22 protein-coding genes are annotated in these 25,792 nt (G+C 71.6%); 8 read left to right on the top strand and 14 right to left on the bottom strand.

Annotated features, from left to right (window positions below):
• Genes VFG42_RS18725 through VFG42_RS18690 form a run of 8 tightly spaced genes read right to left on the bottom strand, consistent with a single transcriptional unit; the run spans position 1 to position 10,073 of the window.
• Positions 1-978: a D-alanine--D-alanine ligase family protein gene (locus tag VFG42_RS18725; protein ID WP_324910294.1), complete on the bottom strand. Its 978-nt coding sequence runs from the start codon at positions 976-978 to the stop codon at positions 1-3.
• Positions 975-2,963 carry a Stk1 family PASTA domain-containing Ser/Thr kinase gene (gene pknB / locus VFG42_RS18720; protein WP_324910293.1) on the bottom strand — a complete coding sequence of 663 codons (1,989 nt, stop codon included), beginning with the start codon at positions 2,961-2,963 and terminating at the stop codon, positions 975-977. The genes VFG42_RS18725 and pknB overlap by 4 nt, the downstream gene beginning before the upstream one ends.
• Positions 2,960-4,408, bottom strand: a complete 1,449-nt coding sequence (locus VFG42_RS18715; protein ID WP_324910292.1) for a penicillin-binding protein 2 — start codon at positions 4,406-4,408, stop codon at positions 2,960-2,962. The genes pknB and VFG42_RS18715 overlap by 4 nt, the downstream gene beginning before the upstream one ends.
• Positions 4,405-5,763, bottom strand: coding sequence for an FtsW/RodA/SpoVE family cell cycle protein (locus VFG42_RS18710; protein ID WP_324910291.1), 1,359 nt, complete (start codon positions 5,761-5,763; stop codon positions 4,405-4,407). The genes VFG42_RS18715 and VFG42_RS18710 overlap by 4 nt, the downstream gene beginning before the upstream one ends.
• A 43-nt stretch (positions 5,764-5,806) precedes the next feature.
• Positions 5,807-7,081 (bottom strand): Stp1/IreP family PP2C-type Ser/Thr phosphatase, encoded by a 1,275-nt coding sequence (locus VFG42_RS18705; RefSeq protein WP_324910290.1) that lies wholly within the window; start codon positions 7,079-7,081, stop codon positions 5,807-5,809.
• Positions 7,081-7,572 (bottom strand): FHA domain-containing protein, encoded by a 492-nt coding sequence (locus VFG42_RS18700; protein ID WP_324910289.1) that lies wholly within the window; start codon positions 7,570-7,572, stop codon positions 7,081-7,083. The genes VFG42_RS18705 and VFG42_RS18700 overlap by 1 nt, the downstream gene beginning before the upstream one ends.
• 2 nt (positions 7,573-7,574) lie before the next feature.
• Positions 7,575-8,351, bottom strand: coding sequence for a DUF3662 and FHA domain-containing protein (locus VFG42_RS18695; RefSeq protein ID WP_324910288.1), 777 nt, complete (start codon positions 8,349-8,351; stop codon positions 7,575-7,577).
• Between the two features lie 48 nt (positions 8,352-8,399).
• Positions 8,400-10,073 (bottom strand): serine/threonine-protein kinase, encoded by a 1,674-nt coding sequence (locus VFG42_RS18690; RefSeq protein WP_324910287.1) that lies wholly within the window; start codon positions 10,071-10,073, stop codon positions 8,400-8,402.
• A 129-nt stretch (positions 10,074-10,202) separates the two neighbouring features.
• Between VFG42_RS18690 and VFG42_RS18685 the strand changes: the two genes are divergently transcribed.
• The 4 genes from VFG42_RS18685 to VFG42_RS18670 all read left to right on the top strand — a co-directional run bounded on the left by VFG42_RS18685 (position 10,203) and on the right by VFG42_RS18670 (position 13,386).
• The gene (locus VFG42_RS18685) at positions 10,203-11,312 is read left to right on the top strand and encodes a hypothetical protein (RefSeq protein ID WP_324910286.1); all 1,110 of its coding nucleotides are present in this window, start codon (positions 10,203-10,205) and stop codon (positions 11,310-11,312) included.
• 56 nt (positions 11,313-11,368) lie between these two features.
• Complete coding sequence (locus VFG42_RS18680; protein ID WP_324910285.1) at positions 11,369-11,890, top strand: DUF4446 family protein; 522 nt, start codon at positions 11,369-11,371, stop codon at positions 11,888-11,890.
• Positions 11,887-12,759: a prephenate dehydratase gene (pheA, locus tag VFG42_RS18675; RefSeq protein WP_324910284.1), complete on the top strand. Its 873-nt coding sequence runs from the start codon at positions 11,887-11,889 to the stop codon at positions 12,757-12,759. Before VFG42_RS18680 ends, pheA begins: the two co-directional genes overlap by 4 nt.
• A gap of 132 nt (positions 12,760-12,891) precedes the next feature.
• Complete coding sequence (locus VFG42_RS18670) at positions 12,892-13,386, top strand: HNH endonuclease (RefSeq protein ID WP_324910283.1); 495 nt, start codon at positions 12,892-12,894, stop codon at positions 13,384-13,386.
• A gap of 862 nt (positions 13,387-14,248) precedes the next feature.
• Here VFG42_RS18670 and gyrA read toward each other — a convergent pair.
• The 6 genes from gyrA to dnaA form a co-directional block, all read right to left on the bottom strand.
• Positions 14,249-16,840, bottom strand: a complete 2,592-nt coding sequence (gyrA, locus tag VFG42_RS18665; RefSeq protein ID WP_324910282.1) for a DNA gyrase subunit A — start codon at positions 16,838-16,840, stop codon at positions 14,249-14,251.
• A gap of 46 nt (positions 16,841-16,886) precedes the next feature.
• A complete protein-coding gene (gyrB, locus tag VFG42_RS18660; RefSeq protein ID WP_324910281.1) occupies positions 16,887-19,316 on the bottom strand; it encodes a DNA topoisomerase (ATP-hydrolyzing) subunit B in 2,430 nt (809 codons plus the stop codon).
• A gap of 151 nt (positions 19,317-19,467) precedes the next feature.
• The gene (locus VFG42_RS18655; protein WP_324910280.1) at positions 19,468-19,791 is read right to left on the bottom strand and encodes a DUF721 domain-containing protein; all 324 of its coding nucleotides are present in this window, start codon (positions 19,789-19,791) and stop codon (positions 19,468-19,470) included.
• Positions 19,791-20,981 carry a DNA replication/repair protein RecF gene (recF, locus tag VFG42_RS18650; RefSeq protein WP_324910279.1) on the bottom strand — a complete coding sequence of 397 codons (1,191 nt, stop codon included), beginning with the start codon at positions 20,979-20,981 and terminating at the stop codon, positions 19,791-19,793. Before recF ends, VFG42_RS18655 begins: the two co-directional genes overlap by 1 nt.
• Before the next feature lie 7 nt (positions 20,982-20,988).
• A complete protein-coding gene (gene dnaN, locus VFG42_RS18645; RefSeq protein ID WP_324910278.1) occupies positions 20,989-22,104 on the bottom strand; it encodes a DNA polymerase III subunit beta in 1,116 nt (371 codons plus the stop codon).
• A 127-nt stretch (positions 22,105-22,231) separates the two neighbouring features.
• Positions 22,232-23,638: a chromosomal replication initiator protein DnaA gene (gene dnaA / locus VFG42_RS18640; protein WP_324910277.1), complete on the bottom strand. Its 1,407-nt coding sequence runs from the start codon at positions 23,636-23,638 to the stop codon at positions 22,232-22,234.
• 301 nt (positions 23,639-23,939) lie between these two features.
• Between dnaA and rpmH the strand changes: the two genes are divergently transcribed.
• The 4 genes from rpmH to VFG42_RS18620 are packed head-to-tail and all read left to right on the top strand — an operon-like array spanning position 23,940 to position 25,791.
• Positions 23,940-24,074, top strand: coding sequence for a 50S ribosomal protein L34 (gene rpmH / locus VFG42_RS18635; protein ID WP_272475221.1), 135 nt, complete (start codon positions 23,940-23,942; stop codon positions 24,072-24,074).
• A gap of 2 nt (positions 24,075-24,076) precedes the next feature.
• Positions 24,077-24,526, top strand: coding sequence for a ribonuclease P protein component (gene rnpA / locus VFG42_RS18630; protein ID WP_324910276.1), 450 nt, complete (start codon positions 24,077-24,079; stop codon positions 24,524-24,526).
• On the top strand, positions 24,523-24,819 hold the full coding sequence (gene yidD, locus VFG42_RS18625; protein ID WP_324910275.1) for a membrane protein insertion efficiency factor YidD: 297 nt from the start codon (positions 24,523-24,525) through the stop codon (positions 24,817-24,819). The genes rnpA and yidD overlap by 4 nt, the downstream gene beginning before the upstream one ends.
• A 3-nt stretch (positions 24,820-24,822) precedes the next feature.
• Positions 24,823-25,791, top strand: a complete 969-nt coding sequence (locus VFG42_RS18620) for a YidC/Oxa1 family membrane protein insertase (RefSeq protein WP_324910274.1) — start codon at positions 24,823-24,825, stop codon at positions 25,789-25,791.
• Position 25,792 lies beyond the last annotated feature (1 nt).

The raw sequence follows: 25,792 nt of genomic DNA, 5'->3' as shown, positions 1-25,792 counted from the left end.
CTAGTGGCGCAGCGCGCGCTCGCGCTCGAAGCGCGCGACCGCGATGCGGCACAGCTCGTCGACGAGGTCCGGGTAGGGCAGCCCGCTGTTCTCCCAGAGGACGCCGTAGACCGAGGTCGGCGTCTGGCCGGGCAGCGTGTTCAGCTCGTTGAGCAGCACCGTCTCGCCCTCGACGAAGAAGTCGGCGCGGGCCAGGCCGCAGCAGCCGGCGGCGGTGAACGCGCGCGCGGCGGTGGCGCGCAGGGTCTCGACGGCGGTCGGTGAGATGCGCGCCGGGAACTGGAGGCGCATGCCGCCCTCGGAGTACTTGGCCTCGTAGTCGTACCAGCCGTCGCGCAGCAGGACGATCTCGCCGGGCTGGGAGACCTTCGGCGCGTGGGTGTCGCCCAACACGGAGGACTCGATCTCCGAGCCGGTGGAGTTGGCCTCGACGATCACGCGGTCGTCGTGGGAGAACGCCTCGTCCAGCGCGGCGTCGAGGTCCTCGGGGCGCTCCACCCGGACGATCCCGACCGACGACCCCAGCCGCGCGGGCTTGACCCACTGCGGGTAGCCGAGGTGCTCCAGCGACGGGCGCGGGTCGGCGGGGCCGGCTCTCTCGACCAGCGCGTAGGCGACCTGCGGGATCCCGGCCTGCGCCATCAGGTCCTTGAACACCACCTTGTCCATGCAGACCGCGCTGGCCATGACGCCGCTGCCGACGTAGGGCACGTCCAGCAGCTCCAACAGCCCCTGGACCGTGCCGTCCTCGCCGAACGGCCCGTGCAGGATCGGGAAGACGACGTCGGCGTCCAGGAAGCCCTGGCCCGGGTGCAGCGCCAGCTGCTCGCCGTCGTGCCACCACGTCCCGTCGCGCTCCAGCGTGACCGCCAGCACGTCGTGGCCGGCGTCGCGCAGGCCCTGGGCCACCGTCGCGGCCGACGTCAGCGAGACCTCGTGCTCGCTGGAGCGCCCCCCGCCGAGGACCGCGACCCTCATCCGGTGGTCTCCGTGTTGCCCGGGGTCGCGGTGCTGCCCGGCGCGGTCGTCGAGCCGCCGCCACCACCACCGCCGCCGCCGCTCGCCTGGTACTGCCCGTAGGTGATCGTCACCGTGTCGCCCTTCTTCGCCTTGCCCGACGCCGGGCTCTGGCTGATCACATGGAGGTCCTGCGAGCGGTCGGACGTCGGCTGCGCGACCGTCTGGACCTTGAAGCCCGCCTTCTTCAGCGCCGCGGACGCCGCCAGGCGGCCCTGGCCGACCACGTTCGGGACGTCGATCTCCGCGGGCGCCTTGCCGATCGTCAGCGTGACCGTGCCGCCCTTGGCCAGCGACGTCTTGGCCGCCGGGCTCTGCTCGAGCACGCGGCCGACCTGCTGGTCGTCGTCGGTCTCCCGCTCGTCCTTGGCGACGGCGAAGCCGAGCGCCTCGAGCGTCGAGCGCGCCTCGTCCTCGGAGAGGCCGCCGACGTCCGGGACCGTCACGCGCTGCTTGCCCGAGGAGAGCACGAGCGTCACCTGCGTGCCCTTGTCGAGCAAGGTGCCGACGTCGGGCCGCGTGCCGATCACGTGGTTCTCCGTGACGGTCTCGCTGGCCTCCTCCTCCTCGGCGATCTTGAAGCCGAGGTCGGTGAGCTGCTTGCGCGCCGCGCTGCGCGCCTGGCCCGTGAGGTCCGGCACGCGCGCGGTGCCGGGGCCGGAGCTGACGGTCAGCGTGACCGTCGAGCCCTTCGGCACGCGCGAGCCGCCCGCCGGATCCTGCCCGGTGACCGTGCCCTCGGGCGCCGTGTCGGAGTCCTTCATCGTCACCGACGTCTGCAGCCCGGCGCGCTTGAGCACCAGCTCGGACTCCGCCTGCGGCTTGCCGACCACGTTGACGACGCCGACCTTGTCCTTGCCGGTCAGCAGCAGCCCGGCGACGATCGCGCCGGCGACGACCAACCCCACCAACAACGCGATCCACCACTTGCCGGGGCCGTCGCCGTCCTCGGGATGCTCGACGTCCTCGCCGGGCGCCGGCGGCGGGCCGTAGTACCGCTGGTCCACGCGCTCGGCCGCGTAGGCCGCGTCGGGCGGCGGCAACGGCATCATCGGCCCGGTCGCCTGCAGGACGCGCGTGGCCTCGCCGGTGGCGCCGAACGCCGACGCCGGGACGATCCCGCGGGCGGCCTCCTCCAGCGCGGCGATGAACTCGTCGGCGTCGGCGAAGCGCCGCGCCGGGTCCTTCTCCAGCGCCTTGAGCACGACCGCCTCCAGCGCCGGCGGAACCGCCGGGTTCAGGTGCGACGGCGGCACCGGCGCCTCGCCGACCTGCTTGAGCGCGATCGTCACCGCGCTCTCGCCGTCGAACGGCACGCGGCCGGTGAGCATCTCGTACAGGATGATCCCGATCGAGTACAGGTCGCTCGGCGCGCTGACCGCGTGCCCCTGCGCCTGCTCCGGCGAGAGGTACTGCGCGGTGCCCATGATCGAGCCGGTCTGCGTCATGTCCGACGCGCCCGCCTTGGCGATCCCGAAGTCGGTGACCTTCGCGCGGCCCTCGCCGTCGACGATGACGTTGTGCGGCTTGAGGTCGCGGTGGATGATCCCGCGCTTGTGCGCGAAGCGCGCCGCGCGCAGGATCTGGATCGTGAAGTCGATCGCGCGCGCCGGCGCCAGCGGCGCCTCGTCCTGGACGAGCTTCTTGAGCGTGCGCCCCTCCAGGTACTCCATCGCGATGTAGTACGTGTCGTCCCACGCGCCGCGGTCGTAGACGGCGACGACGTGCGGGTGCTGGAGGCCGGCGGCCGACGACGCCTCGCGCCGGAAGCGCTCGACGAACTCCTCGTCCTGGGCGAAGCGCCGGTGCAGGAGCTTGATCGCGACCTTGCGGCCCAGCTGGAGGTCCTCCGCGCAGACGACGTCGGCCATCCCGCCGGAGCCGACCCGGTGCAGGACCCGGTAGCGGCCGTCGATGATCGTGGAGGTTTCCGGTACGTCGGTCACTTCAGCAGCTCTTCCATGATGTCGCGTGCGATCGGCGCGGCGAAGTCCCCGCCGAAGCCGGTGACGGCCTTGACGGTCACGGCCACCGCGATCCGCGGGTTGTCCGCCGGGGCGAAGCCGATGAACCAGACGTCGTTGATCTTGGTCCCGAACTCGGTCTCGGCCGTGCCGGTCTTGCCCGCGACCTGGATGCCCGGGATCTGGGCCTTCGTGCCGGTGCCGCTCTGCACCACGCCCACCATCATGTCGGTCACGGCGGCCGCCGTCGACGGCTTCATGACGGTGGACTGCACCTTGGGCTCGATCGTGTCGACGGTCCGGCCGTCGCGGTCGATCACGCGCGTGGTCAGGTGCGGCCGCATCAGCTTGCCGCCGTTGGCGACGGCGGCGGCGACCTGGGCCATCTGCAGCGGCGTGGCCTGCAGCCCGCCCTGGCCGATCGACATGCGGCCGACGTCGACGTAGCGCGACGTCGGCGGGACGGCGCGGCCGGGCGGGTTGGGGGCCACCACGGAGGCCGACATGGAGTCGTCGGGGTAGTCGAGCTGCGGCTTGGCGTCGAAGCCGAAGCGCTCCATGTACTTCTTCATGGTGGCCTTGCCGAGCTTCTCGCCGACGTTGGCGAACGCGGTGTTGACCGACTTCGCCAGCGCGGTCTTGAGGTCGATCTGGCCGAAGTCCTCGTTGAAGTCGTTGGCCAGCGGGACGCCGGAGAACTTCTGCCCGCTGTCGCCGTCGACCGTGGAGCCGGGCGAGAACGCGCCGGTGTCGATCGCCGCCGTCGAGGTGACGACCTTGAACGTCGAGCCCGGCGCGCCGCCGAACTGCACCGCGCGGTTGACCAGCGGCTTGTTCTTCTCGTCGGTGTTGGCCGCGCTGAGCTGGCCCTTCTCGGCGATCGTGTTGGGGTTGTAGGTCGGCGTCGAGGCCATCACCTTGACCGCGCCGGTGCGCGGATCCAGCGCGACCGCCGCGCCGGAGGAGCCGACCTGGGCGATCTCGTCCAGCGCCGTCTGCTGGGCCTTGGGGTCCAGCGACGTGCGGAGGTCGTCGCCCTCGCGCTGCTTGCCGATCAGCTGGTCGAAGGTGGTGGTGATCCCGTTCTTCTGGCCGGTCAGCTCGTCGTTGCGGTAGCGCTCCAGCTCGGTCTGGCCGATCGGCGGCGAGCTGTAGGCGTACCCGACCGGATGGCCGAAGCGCTTGCCCTGCGGGTAGGAGCGGTGGTAGACGCCCTCGTCGTCGCGCGTGGAGCGCGCGATCACCGAGCCGTCGGCGGCGTAGATCGTGCCGCGCCGGATCTTCTGGTCGCGGATCGTGTCGCGCGCGTTGCGCGGGTTGTCGTCGAGCTTCTGGGCGCGCAGGACCGTCCACCACGACGTGGAGACCAGCAGCGCGCCGAACATCAGCAGCGCGACGACGAAGAGGCGTCCGATCGGCTTGTTCATCGCACGCCCTCGTCGGCCTCGCGGCGCGCGCGGTCCGACACGAGCAGCAGCAGCGCCAGCAGGACGAAGTTCGCCAGCACCGACGAGCCGCCGTAGGAGACGAACGGCAACGTGACGCCGGTCAGCGGGATCAGCTTGGTGACGCCGCCGACGATCACGAAGACCTGGATCGCGAAGACGCTCGTCAGGCCCGCGGCCAGCAGCTTGCTGAACGAGTCGCGCGCGAGCATCGCGATCTTGAACCCGCGCTGGACGAAGAGCAGGTACACGCACAACAGGCCCGCCGCGCCGACCAGCCCCAGCTCGTTGACGATCACCGCGTAGATGAAGTCGGTGTGCGGGGCGGGCAGCAGCGAGCAGTTGATCGTCGCCGAGCAATCCGTCGAGCCCGGGATCCGCAGCACCGCCTGGCCGAAGCCGCGGCCGAGCACGCCGCCGTCGGCCTGCGCCCAGAGGCCCTGGGCGAGCTGGTAGCTGCCGCCCGAGACGCGGTCCAGGAGGTCGGGGCTGAACGGGTCCTGCCAGGCGTCGATGCGGTCGGCGATGTGGCCGATGTGCCCCGCGACGAAGTACGCGCCCAGACCGAAGGTGATCAGACCGACGACCACGAACGACAAACGGTCGGTGGCCACGTAGATCATCGCCAGGAACGCGCCGAAGAACATCACCGACGAGCCGATGTCGCGGATGTAGAACAACAACATCATCGACGTGCCCCAGATGACCAGCATCGGGCCGAAGTGCTTCAGCGGCGGGATCGTGACGCCGGCGACGCGGCGGCCCGCGGTGACCAGCAGCTGGCGCGTGTCGCGCAGGTAGGACGCCAGGAAGACGACGATCGCGATCTTGGCGAACTCCGCCGGCTGCACCGACAGCGAGCCGAGCTGGATCGACAGGTACGCGCCGTTGGTCGGCGTGAACGCGCGCGGCAGCAGCAGCAGGAAGATGCCGCCGATGGCGATCAGGTAGCGGTAGCGCTCCAGCTTGCGGTAGTCGCGCAGCAGGACGATCGTCGCCGCGAACAGCCCGAGGCCGATCACGAACCACTGCGCCTGCTGGCGCGCCAGCCCGTCGTCGATCCGGTAGATCTCCACCAGCCCGAACGACGCCAGCAGCGCGGCCAGCGGGAACAGGTACGGGTCCGCGTTGGGCAGCGTGAAGCGCAGCACGAGGTGCGCGGCGACGCAGAGGCCCAGGAAGATCGCGCCGTAGGTCAGGCTGACGTTGGAGACCTCGTTGGTCCCGCTCAGCCCGCCGAGCAGGTCGTCGCGGCTCAGGAAGACCGCGGCGAAGCCCGCCGAGACCAGCAGCGCCGCCGGGATGAGCGCGAACAGCTCGCGGTTGCGGGCGCTCATGCCGTGTTCGTCTCGATCGAGACGAAGTCTTGACGGGCGCTCATCAGGAGGGGTTCTGCCCCGCCAACTCGCCCTGCTCGAGCTGGCGGATGAGGTCGACGGCGTCGTCGTGCGAGCGCAGCTTGTGCTCGGTGACCGTGCGTTGGACCTGGGGCGACAGCTCCTGGACCGGAACGCCGCTGGTGAACTCCGTGGAGTACAGGTTGATGCCCGGCAGCGAGTACGGCAGCCCCGTGTAGAGCGTCACGAAGCCGTCGTCGTCGGTGCCGACGAAGTAGACCGACCGCGTCGCGATCCAGCCGCCGGAGGCGATCAGGACGAGGACGACCGCGAGGGCCGTGAAGCCCTTGGCGAGGCCGGTCCAGCGGCGGCGCCGCTTCGGCGCGGCTCCGGACCCGGGGCCTCCGGCGCGCGGCGGCCGCGGCGTGCGCGGCTGGACGCCGGCGCTCGCGCCGACCACCTGGCGCGGGTCGGCGGGCGCTCCCGACGGCTGGGCGGCCGGCCCCGTCGCGGTCGCGTCGCGGACGTCCTCGGCGCTGGGCGCCGTCGCGCCCGCCAACGTCGGCCCGCCGACGACCGCGCCGTCGCCCGGCGTCACGTCCTCGACGCGGAAGAGGATCACCGTGATGTTGTCGCGCCCGCCCGCCTCGTTGGCGGCGGCGACCAGGCGCGTGGCGGCGTTGGAGAGGTCGGGCGCGCCGGCGACGATCTCGGCCACGCGCGCGTCCGGGACCATGCCGGTCAGGCCGTCGGAGCACAGCAGGAAGACGTCGCCGTCGCGCACCGGCCAGGAGAAGTGGTCGACGACGACCTCGTCCTCGATGCCCAGCGCGCGGGTGATGATCGAGCGCTGCGGGTGGTCCTCGGCCTCCTCGGCGGAGATCTGCCCGCGGCGCACCAGCTCGCCGACCAGCGAGTGGTCGTCGGTCAGCTGCGACAGCTTGCCCTCGCGCAGCACGTAGAAGCGCGAGTCGCCGACGTGCGCGATCGCCAGGTCGTCCTCGCCGACGTAGGCGACGGTCAGCGTCGTGCCCATCCCGGCGAACTGCTCGTCGGAGAGCGCCCGCTCGTGGACCTGGACGTTGGCGCGCTCGACCAGCGCGGCCAGGCGCTCCTCGTAGGTCCCGGGCCCGTCGGGGAGCCCGCCCTGCTCGGCGAAGACGTCGACCGCGGTCTTGGAGGCGACCTCGCCGGCCTGCGCGCCGCCCATGCCGTCGGCCAGCACGAACAGCGGCGAGCGGACCCAGTAGGAGTCCTCGTTGGCTTGGCGGGCGCGGCCCGTGTCGGTCCGGGCGGCGTGGTCGGCGACGCGCAGCATCAGCGGTCCAGGTAGGTGAACTCGCTGTCGCCGATCCGCACGCGGTCGCCGGGGTGCAGCGGTCGGGGACCGTCCACGAGCTCCTCGTTGAGGTAGGTCCCGTTCGTGGAGCCGAGGTCCTCGAGCACGATCACCGCGCCCTGGCGCGTCAGCCGCGCGTGCCTGGAGGAGGCGAACGGGTCCTCCAGCCGGATCTCGGCCTGGTCGCCGCGACCGAGGATCGCGCCCTCGCCGACCTCGTACTCCATGCCCGGCACGTGCCCGGGCGCGCGCTCGACCACCAGGCGCGGATCCGGCGGCGCGGCGTCGGCGCCGGCCAGCGGCTGGATGCCGGTGGCCTCGGGCGCGGGCGGGACGTAGCCGGCGGCCGACGTCGTCTGGATCGTCGTGCGCCGCAGGTCCTTCAGCGCGTTGCGCGAGATCCACAGCAGGAACAGGTACAGGACGGCCAGGAAGCCGAACTTCAGCGCGACGGAGACGGGATCGACCATCGCTACTCGACCTCGAAGCCGACGCTGACGGTGCCCAGCTCGATCCGGTCGCCGTCCTCCAGCGGATGCGGGCCGTCGACGGCGCGCCCGTTGACGCGCACGCCGTTGGTCGAGCCGAGGTCGCGGATCAGCCAGCTCTGGCCCGACGGCGAGATCTCGGCGTGGCGGCGGGAGACGTTGGAGTCGTCCAGGACGATGTCGGCGTCGCGGCTGCGGCCGATCAGCGCGCCGTTGGGCGGGACGCGCAGGCGCTTGCCGTTGGCGACGACGACCGCGCGGCGACGGACGTTCTCCGCGCCGCCGCCGACCTCGCTGAGCGCGGACTGGTGGCGGTCGGAGGTCGAGTAGACCATCGTGTGGCCGTAGTCGGCCGGGCGCGCCGCCGGCTGCTCGGGCTGGGCCGGGTGGTGCGGCTCGACCAGCCGCGCCTGGATCCCGAACTCCCCCAGCGCCAGGCGCTCGTCGGTGCGGAACTCGATCTGCGGCGTGGACACCAGCGCCAGGCGCTCGCGGCGCGCGTGCTCGAGCAGGTAGGCGCCGAGCTCGTCGATGACCGACTGCTCCACGCCCTCGTAGCGCTGCCGGTCCTGCGGGCTCAGCCAGACCACGTACTCGTTGGGCACGTAGGTCCGCGAGACCGAGACGGTGCGGTGCTCGTCCATCTCCTTGGCGAGCTTGCGCGCCAGCTCGACGGGCCGGACCTCCGACTTGAAGACGCGGCCGAACGTCCCCTCGACGAGGCCGGCGATCTTCTCTTCGAGGCTGCGGAGGACGCTCATGCCGTGTAGAGGGGCCGGTTCCCCGCGGGGAGCGGCCTGACTCAGAGGTTACGCGAGGTCAACGCGCTCTGGGGACCTCAGGTTGCGCAGACCGGGCGCGAGCGCCAGCGCGCCCGCCACGACGGCGCCGGCGACCAGGCCGCGCGGCGCGGTCCCGAGCGCGTACTGGGTGCCGCCCGCCAGCGCGGCGGCCCAGACCGCGGCGGCGACGAGATCGACCGTGATCAGGCGCCCCCGCACGAGGTACGGCAGGACCAGCGCGGCCGCCGCCCAGATCGGCACGAGCGCGACCGCCGGCGACGTCGCGACCGCCGCGATCGCGTCCAGGCCGGTGTCATGCGGCGGCCCGAGGACCAGTCGTTCTCCGAACGCCGCCTCGCCGAGCAGCAGCCACCAGGCGCCCAGCGCGCCGAGCGCGGCGCGGTGCTCCAGGCGTCCCGCCCGCGCCGCGAGCGCCGGGAAGCCGCCCGCGAGCGTGACCAGGCCCAGCGCGGGCGCCGCCGCGGGCAGCGACCAGGTGACCGGCGTCGCGCGGCGCAGCAGCGGCGGGACCGGCAGCGCCGCGGCGGCCAGCAGCCAGGCGCGGTCGGCGCTCTCGCCGGCCAGCCAGCCGATCACGGCCGCGCAGGTCGCGATCCACGCCAGGCGCGGCAGCAGCAGCGTCGCGATCGCCACGCCGAGCGCCGCGCTGAGCGGCGCGACCGGCGGCGCGTCGGCCCCCCAACGCAGCGCGGCGCCCGCGAGCGCCGCGGCGGCGGCCGCGGCCGCCGCCCGTGCCGGCAGCCCGTGGCGCCGCGGCGGGGCGACCGGCGCGAGCGGCTCCAGCGGCCCGCCGGCGATCGTGCCCGGCTCGTCGTCGACCTCCTCGCCGGCCAGCGCGGCCGCCAGCGACGCCCGCAGCTCGGCGATCGTCCCGCGTTCCTGCGCGTGCGGCCAGACCGCGACGTCGATCGCCTCGCAGAGGTCCAGCGGCAGGTCGCGCCGCAGGCGGCCCAGCGGTGGCAGCCGCTGTCCGACGCGCCGCGCGGTCGAGGCGGCGCCCCGCGCCCGGACCGGGTTGACGCCGCTGAGGCCCTCGTAGACGCAGAGCCCGAGCGCGTACAGGTCGGCCTCCTCGCCGACCTCCCGCCCCTCGGCCTGCTCGGGCGCCATGTAGGCCAGCGTGCCGACGACGTCGCCCGTGCGCGTGAGCGCGTCGTCGCCGGCGATCCGCGCCACCCCGAAGTCCGTCAGCTTCGCGGGCGGGCCGTCGCCGCCGTCGGGGACCAGGACGTTCAGCGGCTTGACGTCGCGGTGGATGATCCCGCGCTTGTGGGCGTGGGTGAGCGCGTCGCACAGCGCGACGCCGATCTCGACCACGTCGCGGTCGCTGAGCGCGCCGATCTCCAGCAGCCGCGCGTAGGTGTCGCCCCGTACGTACTCGGACACCAGGTAGACGTGGTCCTCGTCGGCCCCCGCCTCGTGCAGCGCGACGATCGCCGCGTGCTGCAGGCGCGCGGCGGCGACGCCCTCCCGTTGCGCCCGCTTCGCCGCGTCGGCGTCCGGCACCGGGATCCGCTTGACCGCCACGGTCCGGTCCAGTTTCAGGTCATGCGCCAGCCACACCGCACCGAAGCCGCCGCTGCCCAGCCGGCGGACCAGGCGATAGCGGTCGAGGACGACGACGTCGCTGCCGCCGCCGCCTCGCGTGGACGTCGTCGTGGGATGCTCGGCGGTCTCCACCGCGTTGCATCTTCCGCGCGGGAAGAAGGTGCCCTGCGTGCGACGGCGAAGTTGCAGCGAAGTTATGTCCCGGTGTACTGCCCGGGGCGCACGTAATACTGGCCCATCCGCCCCCGCCCGGAGCGTGGCGTGTCCTTTTTCGACGACGAGCCCGACGAGCCCACCCGAGTCACCCGCCCAGCGCGCCCGCGTCGCGCCTCGACCGCCGCCACGGCGGGCGCGCCCCCGGCCGACGTCGCGCGGCGGCGTCAGTTCGTGCTCTTCGCGGGCCTGGCGATCATCATCATCTTCATCATCCTGCTCGCGCGCGGCTGCGCGGGCACGCGGCACAAGAACGCGCTGAAGGACTACAACCGCGACGTCACGTCGATCGTGCAGGACTCCGATCGCAACGTCTCGCGCCAGCTCTTCGACATCCTGGAGAAGGGCGGCTCGACGCAGGACGTGTCCGCCGCGGTCAACCAGGTGCGGGTCGTGGCCGAGGACGACGCCAAGCGCGCGCGGGGCCTGAGCGCGCCCAGCGACGTCTCGTCGGCGCAGACCAACCTCGAGCTGGTGATGAACCTGCGCCAGTCGGGCGTCACCGCGATCGGCAACCAGCTCGCCAAGGCGCTGAGCACCTCGCCGACGGCGACCACCGCGATCCAGCGCGTCGCCGGGGAGATGCAGTCGTTTTTGGCCTCCGACGTCGTCTACTCCCAGCGCGTGCGGCCGCTGCTCCGCCAGGCGCTGGACGACAACGGCCTCGGCGACCAGACCGTCGTGGCCTCCAAGTTCCTGCCGTCGATCGGCTGGCTGGATCCCAACCAGGTCGGCGACAAGCTCAACCCCAACGCCGACACGTCGTCGCCCAACTCGACCGGCGACATCAAGCCGGGCACGCACGGCCACGGGCTGGTGAGCACCGCCGCCGGCGGCGTGACGCTGCAGCCGAGCGGGGTCAACCGGGTCGAGGCCAAGGCGCCGCTGACCGTCAACGTGACCTACGCCAACCAGGGCGAGAACGACGAGAGCAACGTCAAGGTCACGGTCAAGGTCACCTCGTCGGGCAGCAAGACGATCGAGTCGACCAAGACGATCAACCAGACCAAGGCCGGGACGCAGGGCACGGTCCCGATCCAGCTGTCGTCGGTGCCGCCGAAGGGCACGTCGTCGACGATGACCGTCCGCATCGCCCCGGTGCGCGGCGAGCAGAAGACCGACAACAACGGGTCGAGCTACACGATCCTGTTCAACTAGGCCCCGCGCGTCCGCCGCCGCGAGGCCTGACCGGCGCGTTCAGTAGCGTCGGGGCCGTGGATAGCTCGACCGCGGGGATCGTCGCCGTCGCCGGCTGCGCCGTCGCGCTGGCCGCGTTGGCGGTGGCGTCCGTCGCGTTCGTCCGGCTGCGCCGGCTGCGCGCCGACCAGCGCGTGCTCCTCGGCGGCGCCAACCCCGAGGACCTCGTCGAGCACGCCGCGCGCATCGAGCAGGAGTTCCGGTCGCTGCACGCCTACGTCGGCGAGGTGGCCGGGCGGCTGGACGGCCGCGTCGGCACCGCCGAGGACCGGCTCGACCAGGCGATCGCGTTCCGCGGGCTGGTCCGGTTCGACGCCTACAACGAGATGTCCGGCCAGCAGTCGGTGGCGATCGCGCTGCTGGACGCCGAGCAGTCCGGGCTGGTGCTGTCGTCGATCCACCACCGCGACCAGGCGCGGCTGTACGTCAAGCACGTCGTGCGCGGGGAACCTGAGTACCCGCTGTCGCCCGAGGAGATCGAGGCGGTCCGCGTCGCGCTCGCGGGCGAGCCGCCGCCCGAGCCGCCGAGGCTCCCATGAGCGACGTCCGGCTCGGCTACTTCGGCCCGGCGGGGACGTTCACGCACGCGGCGCTGCTGGCCTCCGGCCACGCGTTCGGCGAGGCGGTCCCGTACGCGACCGAGCGCGAGACGATCCTGGCGGCGGCGCGCGGCGAGGTGGCCGCGGCGATGGTGCCGATCGAGAACTCGATCGAGGGCGGCGTCAACGCGACGCTCGACGCTCTGGCGCTGGAGGTCGAGGACGCCGAGATCGTGGGGGAGGAGGTGCTGCCGGTCTCCCACGCACTGGCCGTGCGGCGCTCGCTCACGCTCGACGACGTCGTCGCCGTCACCTCGCATCCGCAGGCGCTGGCGCAGTGCCGGCGCTTCATCGCCGAGCACCTGCCCGGCCGGCGGATCATCGCCGCGACCTCGACGGCCGAGGCCGTCCGGACCGCCGCGACGTCGAACGAGCGCCTCGCCGCAATCGGCACGACGACCGCCGCCGAGCTGTATGAGTGCGACGTGCTCGCCGCGGGGATCGAGGACGAGCACGGCAACCAGACGCGCTTCGTCTGGGTCGCCGCGCGCGGCACCGCGCCGTTCGCGCCGCGCCCGGATCGCCCGGCGAAGACGTCGATCGTCTTCCACGGCGCGGGCGACGCGTCGCCGGGCTGGCTGGTGCGGTGTCTCGACGAGTTCGCCGGCCGCGGGATCAACCTGAACCGGATCGAGTCGCGCCCGCTCAAGCGGCAGTTGGGGCACTACCTGTTCCTCACCGACCTCGAGGGCAGCGTCGCGGACGCGAACGTCGCCGAGGCGATCGAGCGCCTGCACGCCCATTGCGAGGTGGTCCGCGTGCTCGGCTCGTTCCCTTCGGCTGGGCCAGCTGGGTTCGAACCAGGCTGATTCCGTCTGTTCGGGTGCTACCGTTCCGCCACGGAGCCCCGGCTTATGACGACCTCCCAGCTCGTACCACCACACATGACGCGGTCCACGTCGCCCGACGAGCACCGGCGACGTGGACGTGACGGTGGTCGGGTGCTCGTGCTCAACGCGTCCTACGAGCCGATCAACGTCTGCACGGTCCGACGCGCTGTCGTCCTGCTGTTGAAGTCCAAGGCCGAGGTCGTCGACCACGCGACGTGGGAGCTGCGCTCCGAGCGCGCCACGATGTCGCGACCGGTCGTGATCCGGCTGATGACCTACATCGTGGTCCCGCGCGACACTCACCGCCGCAAGATCACCCGCCGCGCGGTCTTCGCCCGGGACAACTGGACCTGTCAGTACTGCGGGTCCCGGTCCAACCTCACCGTCGACCACGTCATCCCACGCTCCAAGGGCGGCGAGTCGACCTGGGACAACATCGTCGCCTCCTGCGCCCCCTGCAACCGCCGCAAGGCCGACCACCTGCCCGACAAGGCGAACATGCACCCACGTCGGACACCCTCGATGCCCCAGCCCCACGTCTTCATCCACGTCGCCACGCCAACCATCCCGGCAGCCTGGCGACAGTGGCTGCCCGAAGCCGCCTAGCCACCCCGCGGCGCCGCCGCCACCGCTCGGAACACGCCGCGGAGAACGGACGCTCGACGCTCGACGCATGACGCCCGACGGACGACGCCCGGCGCTCCACGCTCCACGCACGAGGCACGAGGCACGAGGCACGAGGCACGAGGCACGACACACGACGGCCGACGCGCCACCGTCCCTGCGCCTTCTGCCGGCGAAGCGAGGATGTGACACCTCTTCCTCCGGCGCCCGCGACAAAGCGCGACTCCGATGCCACCAACGCCCGCGCCCCCGCGCCAGCGATACCAACCCACCCCACCCGCGCCACCGCCACGCAAGCGCGAGCGGGCGCCGGGGAAGACGGTGTCATCAGCCTCGCCGACCCACCACTCCCGGCCCGCACCCGAACCCGCCCGCCCGCCCGCCCGCCCGCCCGCCGCACCGAACCCCAACCCACCGCACCGGCCCGAGCCCCCTTAAACGACGAAGGACGCCGCTTTCGCGACGCCCTCCGTGCAACCACTGGACTGGACTTGCCCTCACACCGACGATCTGAGCGGCCGGAGGGACGACTTCCGGCATCGGCGCGAGGGGGTGGCCCGGCGTGGATTCGCTGGATCGTTACTCCAGCCCGACCGATCTAGCGGCCGGCCACCTCCAGGGTCCCGCAAGTACTAGAACTAGATATTCGGACCACCTCCTTTCTCTGGTACGGCGCAATGTAGCACCCGTCTACGACGACCTCGAATGCCTGTCGGCAGGGGGCGTCGCGACGCTGACGACGTCGCCGCCACCCGGGCCCCGAGACGCCGCGGGCCCGGCATGGGAGCCGGGCCCGCGAAACCTGCTGAAAGGGAGCACGCGGCACCGGCCGCGCGGCTCGGAGCTACTCGCCCGAGCCCTCCTCGGACCCGGGCTCCTCCGCCTCGGCCAGCGCCTCCTCGGTCAGCTCCGCGGCGACCTCGTCGCCGGGCTGGGCCTCCGCGGAGACCTCGGCGCCCTCGACGTCGAGCGTCGGCGTGCCCTCCTCGTCCTCGGACTCGACGATCAGCGCGACCGCCGACACCTGGTCGCCGTCGCGCGGGTTCATGACCCGCACGCCGGTGGCCGACCGGCCCTGCTGCGAGATGCCCTTGACGCCCGTGCGCTGGATCAGCCCGTTCTGCGAGATGAACACCAGCTCCTGGTGCGGCCGGACGACCAGCGCGCCGGCGAGGCCGCCCTTGGCCTCGGTCAGCTTGATCGTCAGCACGCCCTTGGCTCCGCGCGACGTCTTGCGGTACTGGTCGATCTTCGTCCGCTTGCCGTAGCCGGCCTCGGTCACGACCAGCAGCTCCATGTCGTCGCGCGCGACGTCCATGGCGATGACCTCGCCGTCGTCGCCCACGTTCATCCCGCGCACGCCGCCGGTGTCGCGGCCCATGTCGCGGGCCTCGGCCTCCTCGAAGCGGACCGCCAGGCCCGCCTTGGACACCATCATGATCTCGTCGCCCTCGTCGACGCGGCGCACGGCGATCAGCTCGTCGTCGTCGCGGATCTTGATGGCGATGATGCCGTCGGCCTTGATCGGCGTGTTGTAGGCCTGGAACTTGGTCTTCTTCACGACGCCCTTGCGCGTCGCGAAGGCCAGGAACGGCGACTCGGAGAAGTCGCGCGTCGAGAGCACCGACTGCACGCGCTCGTTCTCGCGCAGCGGAAGGATGTTGATCAGCGCGCGGCCCTTCGCCGTCCGCTGGCCCTCCGGCAGCTCGTACACCTTGGACCGGTAGACCTTGCCACGGTTGGTGAAGAACAACAGGAAGTCGTGCGTCGAGGAGACGAAGAGGTGCTCGATGTAGTCACCGTCCTTCATGTCCATGGCGTTGATCCCGACGCCGCCGCGACGCTGCTGGCGGTAGGTCGCCAACGGCACGCGCTTGATGTAGCCGGACTTCGTGATCGTGATGACCATCTGCTGGTCGGCGATCAGGTCCTCGATGTCGAGCTCGTCCTCCGACGGCGCGATCGTCGTGCGGCGCTCGTCCTGGAAGCGCTCGGAGATGTCCAGCATCTCCTCCTTGATCAGCGCCAGGACGTTGGCCTCGTCGCCGAGCAGCGTGCGCAGCTCGCTGATGCGCTCCATGACGTCGGCGTGCTCCTGCTTGATCGCGTCGCTCTCGAGCGCGGTCAGCTGCGACAGGCGCAGGTCGAGGATCGCCGACGCCTGGATCTGCGACAGCTTGAACTGCGCGACCAGCTCCTCGCGGGCGGCCTCGCGGTTGGCCGACCGGCGGATGACCTCGATGACCGCGTCCAGGTTGTCGAGGGCGATCAGCAAGCCCTCCAACACGTGCGCGCGGGCTTCCTTCTGCGCCAGCTCGTACTTCGCGCGGCGGACCACGACCTCGCGCTGGTGGGCGATGTAGGCGCCCAGCACCTCGCGCAGCGCGAGCGTGCGCGGCACACCGTCGACCAGGGCCACCATGTTGACCCCGAACGTCGACTGCATCGGCGTGTGCTTGTAGAGCTTGTTCAGCACCACCTTGGGGTTGACCGCGCGCTTGAGCTCGATCACCAGGCGCATGCCGCGCCGATCGGTCTCGTCGCGCAGGTCGGAGATCTCGGGGATCTTCTTCTCGCGCACCAGCTCGGCGATCTTGGTGATGAGGCCGGTGTCGCCGCCCTTCTTCACCGCGTAGGGCAGCTCGGTGACGATGATCGCCTCCTTGCCCTGGTGGATCTCCTCGATGTGCGCCTTGGCGCGCACGCGCACGCGGCCGCGGCCGGTCTCGTAGGCGTCGCGGATGCCCGCGGTGCCCATGATGATCCCGCCCGTCGGGAAGTCCGGGCCCTTCATGTGCTTCATCAACCCGTCGAGGTCGATCTGCGGGTCGTCGATGAAGGCGACCGTCGCGTCGATCACCTCCTTGAGGTTGTGCGGCGGGATGTTGGTGGCCATGCCGACCGCGATGCCCGTGCCACCGTTGACCAGCAGGTTCGGGAAGCGCGACGGGAGGACGACCGGTTCCTGCTTGGAGCCGTCGTAGTTGGGGACGAAGTCCACCGTGTCCATGTCGATGTCGCGCAGCATCTCCATGGCGAGGCGCGTCATCCGCGCCTCCGTGTACCGCATGGCCGCAGCCGGGTCGTCGTCGACCGAGCCGAAGTTGCCCTGGCCGTCCACCAGCGGGTGGCGCATCGAGAAGTCCTGCGCCAGGCGGACGAGCGTGTCGTAGATCGCCGAGTCGCCGTGGGGGTGGTAAAGGCCCATGACGTCGCCGACGATGCGCGCGCACTTGACGTACGGGCGCGTCGGGCCGAGGCCGTTCTCGTTCATGGAGAACAACACGCGGCGGTGGACGGGCTTCAGGCCGTCGCGGACGTCAGGCAGCGCGCGCCCGACGATGACGGACATGGCGTAGTCCAGGTACGCCGTCCGCATCTCGTCTTCGAGGGCGCGCGGCTCGATGTTGCCGCCGCCGATGACGTCGGTCGCCATCAGGCCTCAACTCCTTCGGTGGTGTTCTGCTTCGGGGTGGGCGCCATCAGACGTCGAGGTTCACGACGGCGCGCGCGTTCTGCTCGATGAACTCACGCCGCGGCTCGACGACGTCGCCCATCAACATGGTGAACAGGCGGTCGGCCTCGGCGGCGTCCTCTACGGAGACCTGCTGCAGCGTCCGCGTGGCCGGGTCCATCGTCGTCTCACGCAGCTGGTCGGCGTTCATCTCGCCCAGGCCCTTGAAGCGCTGGACGTTGATGCCACGGCGCGAGACCTCGAGGACCGAGGTGCGCAGCGCCTCGAACGAGTAGGCCTCCTCGGCCTTGTCGGCGAGCGCGACGCTGAACGGCGGCGCGCCGGCCAGCTCGACGAGCTGCGCGTTGACCTTGATGAACTGCTTGTAGTCGTTGGAGTCGAACAGCGAGCGCGCGAGGCGGTGGGTCTGCGCCAGGCCCGTCTTGCGCTCGACCGCCTTGATGACCAGGACGTCCTCGCCCTGCTCGACCACGTGCGTCTCGTGCGGGCGCGACTCGTCCTTCTTCTCCAGCGACGCGACCACCGCGGCGAGGTCCGCCGCCTGGTCGTCCAGCAAGCCCGCCTCGCCGAGGAACCGGACGGCCTCGTGGCCGTGCTCGGCGCGCAGCGCCGACGACCAGCCCTCGAACTGCTTCAGCAGGCGCGTGTAGCGCTGCCAGCGCGCCTCGGTGAGCTTGAACTCCTGCCCGGTGCGGTCGTGCACGCGGATCTTCTCGAGCTTGTCGGAGAGGAGGACCTCCTCCAGCTCGGACTCCTTCTCGATGTAGCGCTCGTTGCGACCCTGCTTGAGCTTGTACAGCGGCGGCTTGGCGATGTAGATGTAGCCGGCCTCGATCAGCTCGGGCATCTCGCGGAACAGCAGCGTCAGCACGAGCGTGCGGATGTGCGCGCCGTCGACGTCGGCGTCCGTCATCAGCACGACCTTGTGGTAGCGCGCCTTCTCGATGTCGAACTCGTCGCGGATGCCGGTGCCCAGCGCGGTGATCAGCGCCTGGATCTCGTTGTTCTTGAGGACGCGGTCGATCCGCGCCTTCTCCACGTTGAGGATCTTGCCGCGCAGCGGCAGGACGGCCTGCGTGTTGCGGTCGCGACCCTGCTTGGCCGAGCCGCCCGCGGAGTCGCCCTCGACCACGAAGATCTCGGTCAAGGACGGGTCCTTGACCGAGCAGTCGGCGAGCTTGCCCGGCAGCGGCGAGTTCTCCAGCGCGCTCTTGCGGCGCGTGAGGTCGCGCGCCTTCCGGGCGGCGCTGCGCGCCTGCGCGGCCTGGACGGCCTTGCGGATGATCGCGTTGCCCTCGGAGGGGTTCTCCTCCAGGAACTCCGCCAGCTTGGAGTTGACCACCGAGGCGACGAAGCCCTCCATGCCCGGGTTGCCGAGCTTGGTCTTCGTCTGGCCCTCGAACTGCGGGTCGGAGAGCTTGGCGGAGATGACGGCGGTGAGCCCCTCGCGGACGTCCTCGCCGCTCAGGTTGTCGTCCTTCTCCTTGAGGATGCCCTTCTCACGCGCGTACTTGTTCAACGTGCGCGTGAGCGCCGAGCGGAAGCCCGACAGGTGCGAGCCGCCCTCGTGCGTGTTGATGTTGTTGGCGAAGGAGAACACCGACTCCTGGTAGGAGCCGTTCCACTGCATGGCGATCTCGACGTAGCCCTCGTCGGACTCGCCCTCGAAGAAGATCACCTTCTTGCCGAGCGGCTCCTTGTTCTCGTTCATGTACGAGACGAAGTCCTCGATGCCGCCCTCGAAGTGGAACTCCACCTTCTTGCCGCCGGCGCGCTCGTCGGTGAGCGTGATGCGCAGGCCGCGCGTGAGGTAGGCGGTCTCGCGCAGGCGCTGCTCGAGGACGCTGAACTCGTGGTCCAGCGTCTCGAAGACGTCGTGGTCGGGCAGATAGGTGATCGTCGTACCCGTCGGCTCGCCCTTGGCCATCGGCTCGGCCTTCTTGAGGTCGTAGCGCGGCTTGCCGCGGTCGTACTCCTGGACCCAGTGGTAGCCGTCGACGCGGACCTCGACCTTGACGGTCTCCGACAGCGCGTTGACGACCGAGACGCCGACGCCGTGCAGGCCGCCGGACACCTTATAGCCGCCGCCGTCGCCGAACTTGCCGCCCGCGTGCAGGACGGTCAGCACGACCTCGACGGCCGGGCGACCCTCCTTCTCGACGATGCCGACGGGGATGCCGCGGCCCTCGTCGCGGACCGTCACGGAGTTGTCGGGGTGGATCGTGACGTCGACCCGCCCGCCGAAGCCCGCCAGGGCCTCGTCCACGGAGTTGTCCACGACCTCGTAGACGAGGTGGTGGAGTCCGCGGATGCCCGTCGACCCGATGTACATGCCGGGACGCTTGCGGACCGCCTCGAGGCCCTCGAGGACGGTGATGTCCTGGGCTCCGTAGGCGGCCGAGCCCTGGCGGTTGTCGCTGCCGTTCTCGTTCGCCATTGAAGACTGCGTTCCTGACGCAGGAACGCCCCGCTGCTCAGGCTCGGTCGAGCCCGTCCGGGGCGCACTTGAAGTTATCCACAGGATAGCACAAGCACCCTGTGGAACCGCCGTTCAGGGCGTCATAAAACTCCTGCAAATACGCACAAAACTACGGCGCGTCGGACGCCGCCCACGAGCGTGGCGGCGAGGCGACGCACCGGAGCGCGGTTATGCGCCCTTCGCCGAGCTGCGCGTTGAGGCGCTCGACCAGCTCGGGCGCCATCAGATCCAGCTCCTGCGCCCACACCGAAGACCGGCACGCGATCGTCAGTGATCCACCGCGCTCCGTGGTCGGCGTGGCCTCCTTGGCGACCACCGGACCGACGATCGACGGCCAGATCCGCTGCACGTCGCCGAGCGTCGTGCGCGGCGCCAGCTGATCGGTCAGCCCGGCCAGCGCGGCCGACAGCGGACGCGGCGCGCGGCGGCGCATCAGGCGGCCTCGGCGGCCGAGAGCATGGTGGGATCGGTCGGCGCCGGGGGAGACGCGCTGGAGGCCTCGGCCGGAGGCGACGACCCGGCCGCATCCTCCACCGAGACCACGCCCGGCGTCACCGCCAGCCGCACCACGCCGGCGGCCTCGCCGCCCGGCACGTGCGCGAGGTCGGTCGTCGTGAGCACCGCCTGGCCACCATCGTCCAGGCGGGCGATCAGGAGCGCGCGGCGGTCGGCGTCCAGCTCGGACATCACGTCGTCGAGCAGCATCAGCGGGGCGGCGCCGCGCTCCTGGGCCAACACCGCGCGCTCGGCCAGCAACAGCGACAACAACGCGAGGCGCTGCTCCCCCTGGGAGCCGAAGGCCTTCAGGTCGCGCCCGTCGCGCTGGAACAGCAGGTCGTCGCGGTGCGGGCCGTGCTGGGTGAAGCCGCGGTCCAGATCGCCGGCGCGGCGCTCGGCCAGCTCGGCGGCCAGCTCGCCCGCCGTCTCCGCGCGCGAGCGCGGCCGGTAGCGCAGCTCGGCGGCCCCGTTCAGCCCCAACTCGCCCGCGATCGCCGGGAACATCGCGCCGACCCGCTCCACCGCGGCCGCGCGGTCGTCGCGCAGCGCGATGCCCCAGCGCGCCAGCTCCAGGTCCCAGGCGTCGAGCGAGGCCGGGCTCGCGCGCCCGGAGCGCACCCGCGACAGCAGCGCGTTGCGCTGGGCGATCGCCCGCGAGTACTGCGCCCGGTTGGCCGCCCGCGACGGCCACAGCGCGGCGACGAGCTGGTCGAGGTGCGCCCGCCTGCCGGTCGGCGCGCCCTTGACCAGCTCCAGCCGGTCCGGGAGGAAGACGCTCACCAACGGCCGCGCGGGCGAGTCGGTGAGCCGCTCGACCGGCGCGCCGTCCACGCGGATCCGCTTCGGCTCGCCCGGCGCGAAGCCCACCGCGAGCGTGTGCCGGTCGCCCTCGCCGTCGGTCGTGTCGACCTCGACCCGCGCGGCCGGGGCGTCGAACCGCACGACCTCGCGCTCGTTGGCCGTCCGGCACGACCGCGCCGTGCATCCGAAGTACAAGGCCTCCAACACGTTGGTCTTGCCGGCCCCGTTGGGACCGTGCAAGACCGTCAGGCCCGCGCCGACCGGCACGTCGGCCGCGGCGTAGGTGCGGAAGTCCCGCACGCGCAGCCGCCGGACCTGGACCACAACTACCTCAGACGTTCAGCCGGATCGGCATGATCAGGTACAGGAACCCGGACTCGTCCGCGCCCTCGATCAGCCCCGGCCGCAGCGGCGAGATGAGCTTCAGGATCAGGTCGTCGGAGCCGACCGAGTCGAGGCCGTCGCGCAGGAACTCCGGGTTGAACCCGATCTCGAACGCCTCGCCGGCGAACGGCACCGGCAGCGGCTCGGAGGCCTCGCCGACGTCCGGCGTCTGCGCGGACACCGTCAGCTCGCCGTCGGTGAACGCCAGCCGCAGCGGCGCGTTCTTCTGGGCCATCAGCGAGATGCGCTTGACGACGTCGCCCAGCTCCTCGCCGCTGATCCGCAGCTGGTGCTCGTAGCCGTCCGGGATCAGCTGGCGGTAGTTGGGGAACTGGCCGTCGATCAGCCGCGACGACAGCACCGCGCCGCCGACCTCGAAGACGACCTGGTTGGAGCGCACGCCGATGCGGATGACGTCGGCGCCGGTGTTGGCGACGACCGACCGCAGCTCGTCCAGCGCGCGGGCCGGGACGTTGGCCTCGAAGCCAGGGTCCAGCGGGACCTCCAGCGCGGTCTCCTTGACGCTGAGGCGGTAGGAGTCGGTGGCGACCATCCGCAGCTCCGAGCCGGAGGCGCTGACGAGGATGCCGGTCAGGATCGGCCGCGTCTCGTCGCGCGACGCCGACTTGGACACCATCTCGATCGTCTCCACGAACGCGTGCGCGGGGACGTCGACGACGGTGTCGCCGCCGGTCTCGGGCAGCGGCGGGAAGTCCTCGGCGCGCAGCGTGCGCAGGTGGAACTTCGCGCTGCCCGCCACGACCTCGACGTCCTGCTGCTCGGCGCGCAGCTCGAGCGAGACGCGGTCGGCGTTCTTGGGCAGCGAGCGCGCGACATCCAGCAGCAGGCGCGCGGGCAGGACGACCGTGCCCTCGCGCTCGACCTCGGCGGTCAGCGGGACGCGGAGGGCGATCTCCATGTCGGTCGCGCGCAGCTCGACGCCGGCGGACGTCACGGCGAGCTGCACGCCGGACAACGCCTGGACGGCGGAGCGCGTCGAGGCGACGCGGGAGACGGACTGCAACTGGGCGAGCAAGTCGGCGCTCGCGGCTGAAAGCTTCACGATGAAGACCTCAAGAGAAGAGAATCAGGAGTCATAGGGGCTGTTGACTTGTGGACAGCCGCCGAGACGACCGGATGTTGCGGGGTTTTCGCGCACAGCAGCCGACGGAGTCTGTCAACACCGCCGGTCAAACCGCAGGCTCGGTCAACCGCGCGGTGATCGAGGCCACCGCGTCGAAGGCGTCGGGGTCGGTGCCGATCCGGTCCGCGGCACGTTTGCACGCGTGGAGGACGGTCGAGTGGTCGCGACCGCCGAAATGCCGCCCGATCGCCGGCAGCGTCTCGTGCGTGTGCTCGCGCGCGAGGTACATCGCGACCTGCCGCGGCCAGGCGACGCGCGCCGTGCGGCCCGCGCCCAGCAGCTCCTCGCGGGTGACGTCGAAGGTCTCGGCGACCAGCTCCTGGATGCGCTCCACGGTCGGCGGCCCGGCGGCGGCCCGGGCGGCCGCGCGCCCGTAGAGCTGGGTCAGGACGTCGTCGGCCAGCGCGCGGTCGATCGCGCGGCCGGTCAGCGACGCGTAGGCCACGACGCGGATCAGCGCCGCCTCGAGGCCGCGGACGTTGTCGGTGACGCGCTCGGCGATCAGCTCCAGGACGCCGTCGTCGCCGACGTCGATCCCGTCGTGGTGCGCCCGCTTGCGCAGGACGGTCACGCGCGTCGCCGGGTCGGGTTGGCGGATGTCGACGACCAGGCCGCTGCCGAACCGCTGGCGCAGGCGCTCGTCGAGCTTCTCGATGTCGCGCGGCGGGCGGTCGGAGGTCAGCACGAGCTGGCTGCCGGTCTCGTGCAGCGCGTTGAAGGTGTGGAAGAACTCCTCCTCGGTCTTGACCTTGGACTCGAGGAACTGCACGTCGTCGATGAGCAGGACGTCGTTGCGGCGGTAGCGGTGCTTGAAGGCGTCGACGTCGCGCGTCTTCAAGGCCTCCAGGAACTCGTTGGTGAAGCGCTCGACCGTCGTGTAGCGGACGGTGAGGCCGCCGCCGTAGGCGCGGACGTAGTTGCCGATCGAGTGCAGCAGGTGGGTCTTGCCGACGCCGGGCGGGCCGACGACGAACAGCGGGTTGTAGGCGTTGCCCGGGTTCTCGGCGACGGCCAGCGCGGCGGCGTGGGCGAAGCGGTTGGCGTCGCCGATGACGAACTGCTCGAAGGTGAACTTCGGGTTCAGCGGCGAGGCCTCGGTGTCGGCGAAGAGTGCGGCGCGGGGGTCGTCGGCGGGGACGGCGGGCGCGGCGCCGCGGGTCGCGCCCGGGCCCGGGTGGGCGCCATCGCCGGCGGCGGTCTGGTCGCCCGCCGCGCGCAGCGCGACCGTCGCGCTCGGGCCGAGCACCGCGCGCGCGGCGTCCCGCAGCACCGAGGCGAACCGCTGCTCCACCCAGTTGTGGACCTCCGACGGCGCGAGGACCACGACCGACGCGCCGTCGACCCCGCCGCAGCGCAGCGGAGCCAGCCAGACGTCGAAGGTCGACTCCGGAACCCGTTGGCGCAGCTCCGCCTGCAGGCGGGTCCAGGTGGGGTGCGGCGGGTCCGGCGTCACGGCAGCGGTGATCGGCTCCTTGGGAGCGACGTTGCGAAAGTGGGCGAGGAGCCGTCGGCGGCGGGTGGCGCCGCGGCGGCGGGGGAGGAAACGTAGCAGGTGGATTCCGGGCGTCGGGGCCTGTGGAGAACCGCCGTGGCAGGAGCCCGCAAATGCCGTTCAATTCCACGCGATCGCGCCTGTGCATGCGTGTTAGCAGTCGTGGTGGACGGTGTGGACAGCGGCACGGCGCGGGGCTCGATACAATCATCCGCCGGTCGCGTCGCGACCTTGCACGCCCCTACTCGGAGCATCGATCTTCATGAAGCGCACCTACCAGCCCAAGCGACGCAAGCGCGCCCGCGCGCACGGCTTCCGCAACCGCATGGCGAGCCGTGCCGGCCGCCTCACGCTGAAGCGCCGCCGCGACAAGGGTCGCAAGCGGCTCACCGTCTGATCGTGGACGCGCCCGCCCGCGCCGGCGGCAGCACCAAACGGCCCAAGAAGGGCCGGCTGTCGCGCAGTGCCGAGTTCGAGCGCGTCTACCGCCAGGGCCGGTCCATCGGGAACCGGCACCTGGTCCTCTACGTCTTCCCGCGGGGCAGCGCGCCGAGTGGCGTGCCGGTTGCCGCTTCCGGGACCCAGGAGCTGACCGCCGGGCCGCGCTTGGGCCTCTCGGTGTCCCGCAAGGTCGGCGGCGCCGTGGAGCGCAACCGCGTCAAGCGGCTGCTGCGCGAGGCGTTCGCCGTCGAAGGGCAGCGCCTGCCGCCCGACACCGACGCCGTCGTCGTCGCCCGTCCCGAGGCGCGCGACCTCGCCGAGCGCGAGGGCCTGGACGGCGTTCGCGCCGCCCTGGGCGAGCTGATCGGCCGCTCGGTGGGCGACAAGCCCACCGCGCCGGCGCCGTGACCTCCGCCAGTCGGTTGGCGCGCCGCGCCGCGGTCGCACCGATCGTGGCCTACCAGAAGCTGATCTCGCCGCTGCTGCCTCGCCGCTGCAAGTACGAGCCGACGTGCTCGGCCTACGCCGCGCAGGCGATCTCGCGCTACGGCATACTCCGGGGCCTGGTCCTGGCCGGGTGGCGGTTGCTGCGCTGCAACCCCTGGAGTCACGGCGGTTTCGACCCCGTCGAGGATCAGCGCCTCTTCGCCCCGCGCCCCTCGTCTCACGGGGCGGGCGGGTCCGAATCCCCCTCAGCCTGAGCCATGGTCCCCATCACCGCGAACATCCTGCAGCCCCTCGTCGACGTCTTCGAGACCGTCCTGAAGTTCTTTCATGACACGGTCGGCGCGAGCTGGGGCCTGTCGATCATCCTGCTGACGATCGTCGTCCGCGCGCTGCTGCTGCCGCTGGCGGTCAAGCAGTTCCGGTCGATGCAGGCGCTGCAGCGCATCGCGCCGCATCTGAAGGTCCTGCAGGAGAAGTACAAGGACGACAAGCAGCGTCTCCAGCAGGAGACGATGAAGTTCTACCAGGAGCACAAGGTCAACCCGTTTGCCTCGTGCCTGCCGCTGGTGGCCCAGCTGCCGGTGTTCCTGTCCTTGTTCTACATGTTGCGCAAGGACCTGCGCCACGACATCTGCCCGGCCATCAACCCGGAGTCGGTGGCCAACCCCAAGCCCTGCGGTCACTCGCCGGACTCGGAGTTCTGGTTCATCCACGACATCACCGACAAGGCCACGGGCTCCGTGCTCGTGATCCTGATCGTGCTGTACGTGGGATCGCAGCTGGTCTCGTCGCTGCTGATGATGACGGCGACCGCCGACAAGAACCAGAAGACGATCATGCTGCTGCTGCCGTTCTTCTTCGTGGCGTTCGTCTTCCGCTTCCCGGCCGGCCTGATCCTGTACTGGATCACGACGAACATCTGGACGATCGGCCAGCAGCAGTTCCTGCGCCGCGTGATCGGTCGCAACGCCCCGGAGCCGCCGCCGTTGCCGGAGGCGACCGGCGGCGGTGGGAAGAAGGGCGGAACCGCCACGGCCACACCGGCGGCCCAGGGCGCCGGCGGGGGCGGCTTCCTCGCGCGCCTGCAGGGCGCCGCGCAGGGCGGTGGCGGTGCCACCAACGGATCGGCGTCGGGCAACGGCGGGCAGGACGAGTCGCGGGTCACCAAGGCCCCGCCACCGCCGCCGCGATCCCGCAAGAAGAAGCGTTCCGGACGGAGGCGGTAGG

This window comes from Baekduia sp., assembly GCF_035685985.1.
Taxonomy (GTDB): domain Bacteria; phylum Actinomycetota; class Thermoleophilia; order Solirubrobacterales; family Solirubrobacteraceae; genus Baekduia.
Note: the sequence above shows the minus strand (reverse complement) of the source record. Positions and strands in the feature narration are given on the sequence as shown.

What these genes read in the sequence shown, in the direction of transcription:
- VFG42_RS18655 (WP_324910280.1), bottom strand. Translation starts at nt 19,791, where the DNA reads ATGCGCCGCCGCGCGCCGCGTCCGCTGTCGGCCGCGCTGGCCGGGCTG.
- VFG42_RS18620 (WP_324910274.1), top strand. Translation starts at nt 24,823, where the DNA reads ATGGTCCCCATCACCGCGAACATCCTGCAGCCCCTCGTCGACGTCTTC.
- VFG42_RS18715 (WP_324910292.1), bottom strand. Translation starts at nt 4,408, where the DNA reads ATGAACAAGCCGATCGGACGCCTCTTCGTCGTCGCGCTGCTGATGTTC.
- VFG42_RS18710 (WP_324910291.1), bottom strand. Translation starts at nt 5,763, where the DNA reads ATGAGCGCCCGCAACCGCGAGCTGTTCGCGCTCATCCCGGCGGCGCTG.
- gyrB (WP_324910281.1), bottom strand. Translation starts at nt 19,316, where the DNA reads ATGGCGAACGAGAACGGCAGCGACAACCGCCAGGGCTCGGCCGCCTAC.
- pheA (WP_324910284.1), top strand. Translation starts at nt 11,887, where the DNA reads ATGAGCGACGTCCGGCTCGGCTACTTCGGCCCGGCGGGGACGTTCACG.
- rpmH (WP_272475221.1), top strand. Translation starts at nt 23,940, where the DNA reads ATGAAGCGCACCTACCAGCCCAAGCGACGCAAGCGCGCCCGCGCGCAC.
- VFG42_RS18705 (WP_324910290.1), bottom strand. Translation starts at nt 7,081, where the DNA reads ATGCTGCGCGTCGCCGACCACGCCGCCCGGACCGACACGGGCCGCGCC.
- VFG42_RS18700 (WP_324910289.1), bottom strand. Translation starts at nt 7,572, where the DNA reads ATGGTCGATCCCGTCTCCGTCGCGCTGAAGTTCGGCTTCCTGGCCGTC.
- gyrA (WP_324910282.1), bottom strand. Translation starts at nt 16,840, where the DNA reads ATGGCGACCGACGTCATCGGCGGCGGCAACATCGAGCCGCGCGCCCTC.
- VFG42_RS18695 (WP_324910288.1), bottom strand. Translation starts at nt 8,351, where the DNA reads ATGAGCGTCCTCCGCAGCCTCGAAGAGAAGATCGCCGGCCTCGTCGAG.
- VFG42_RS18725 (WP_324910294.1), bottom strand. Translation starts at nt 978, where the DNA reads ATGAGGGTCGCGGTCCTCGGCGGGGGGCGCTCCAGCGAGCACGAGGTC.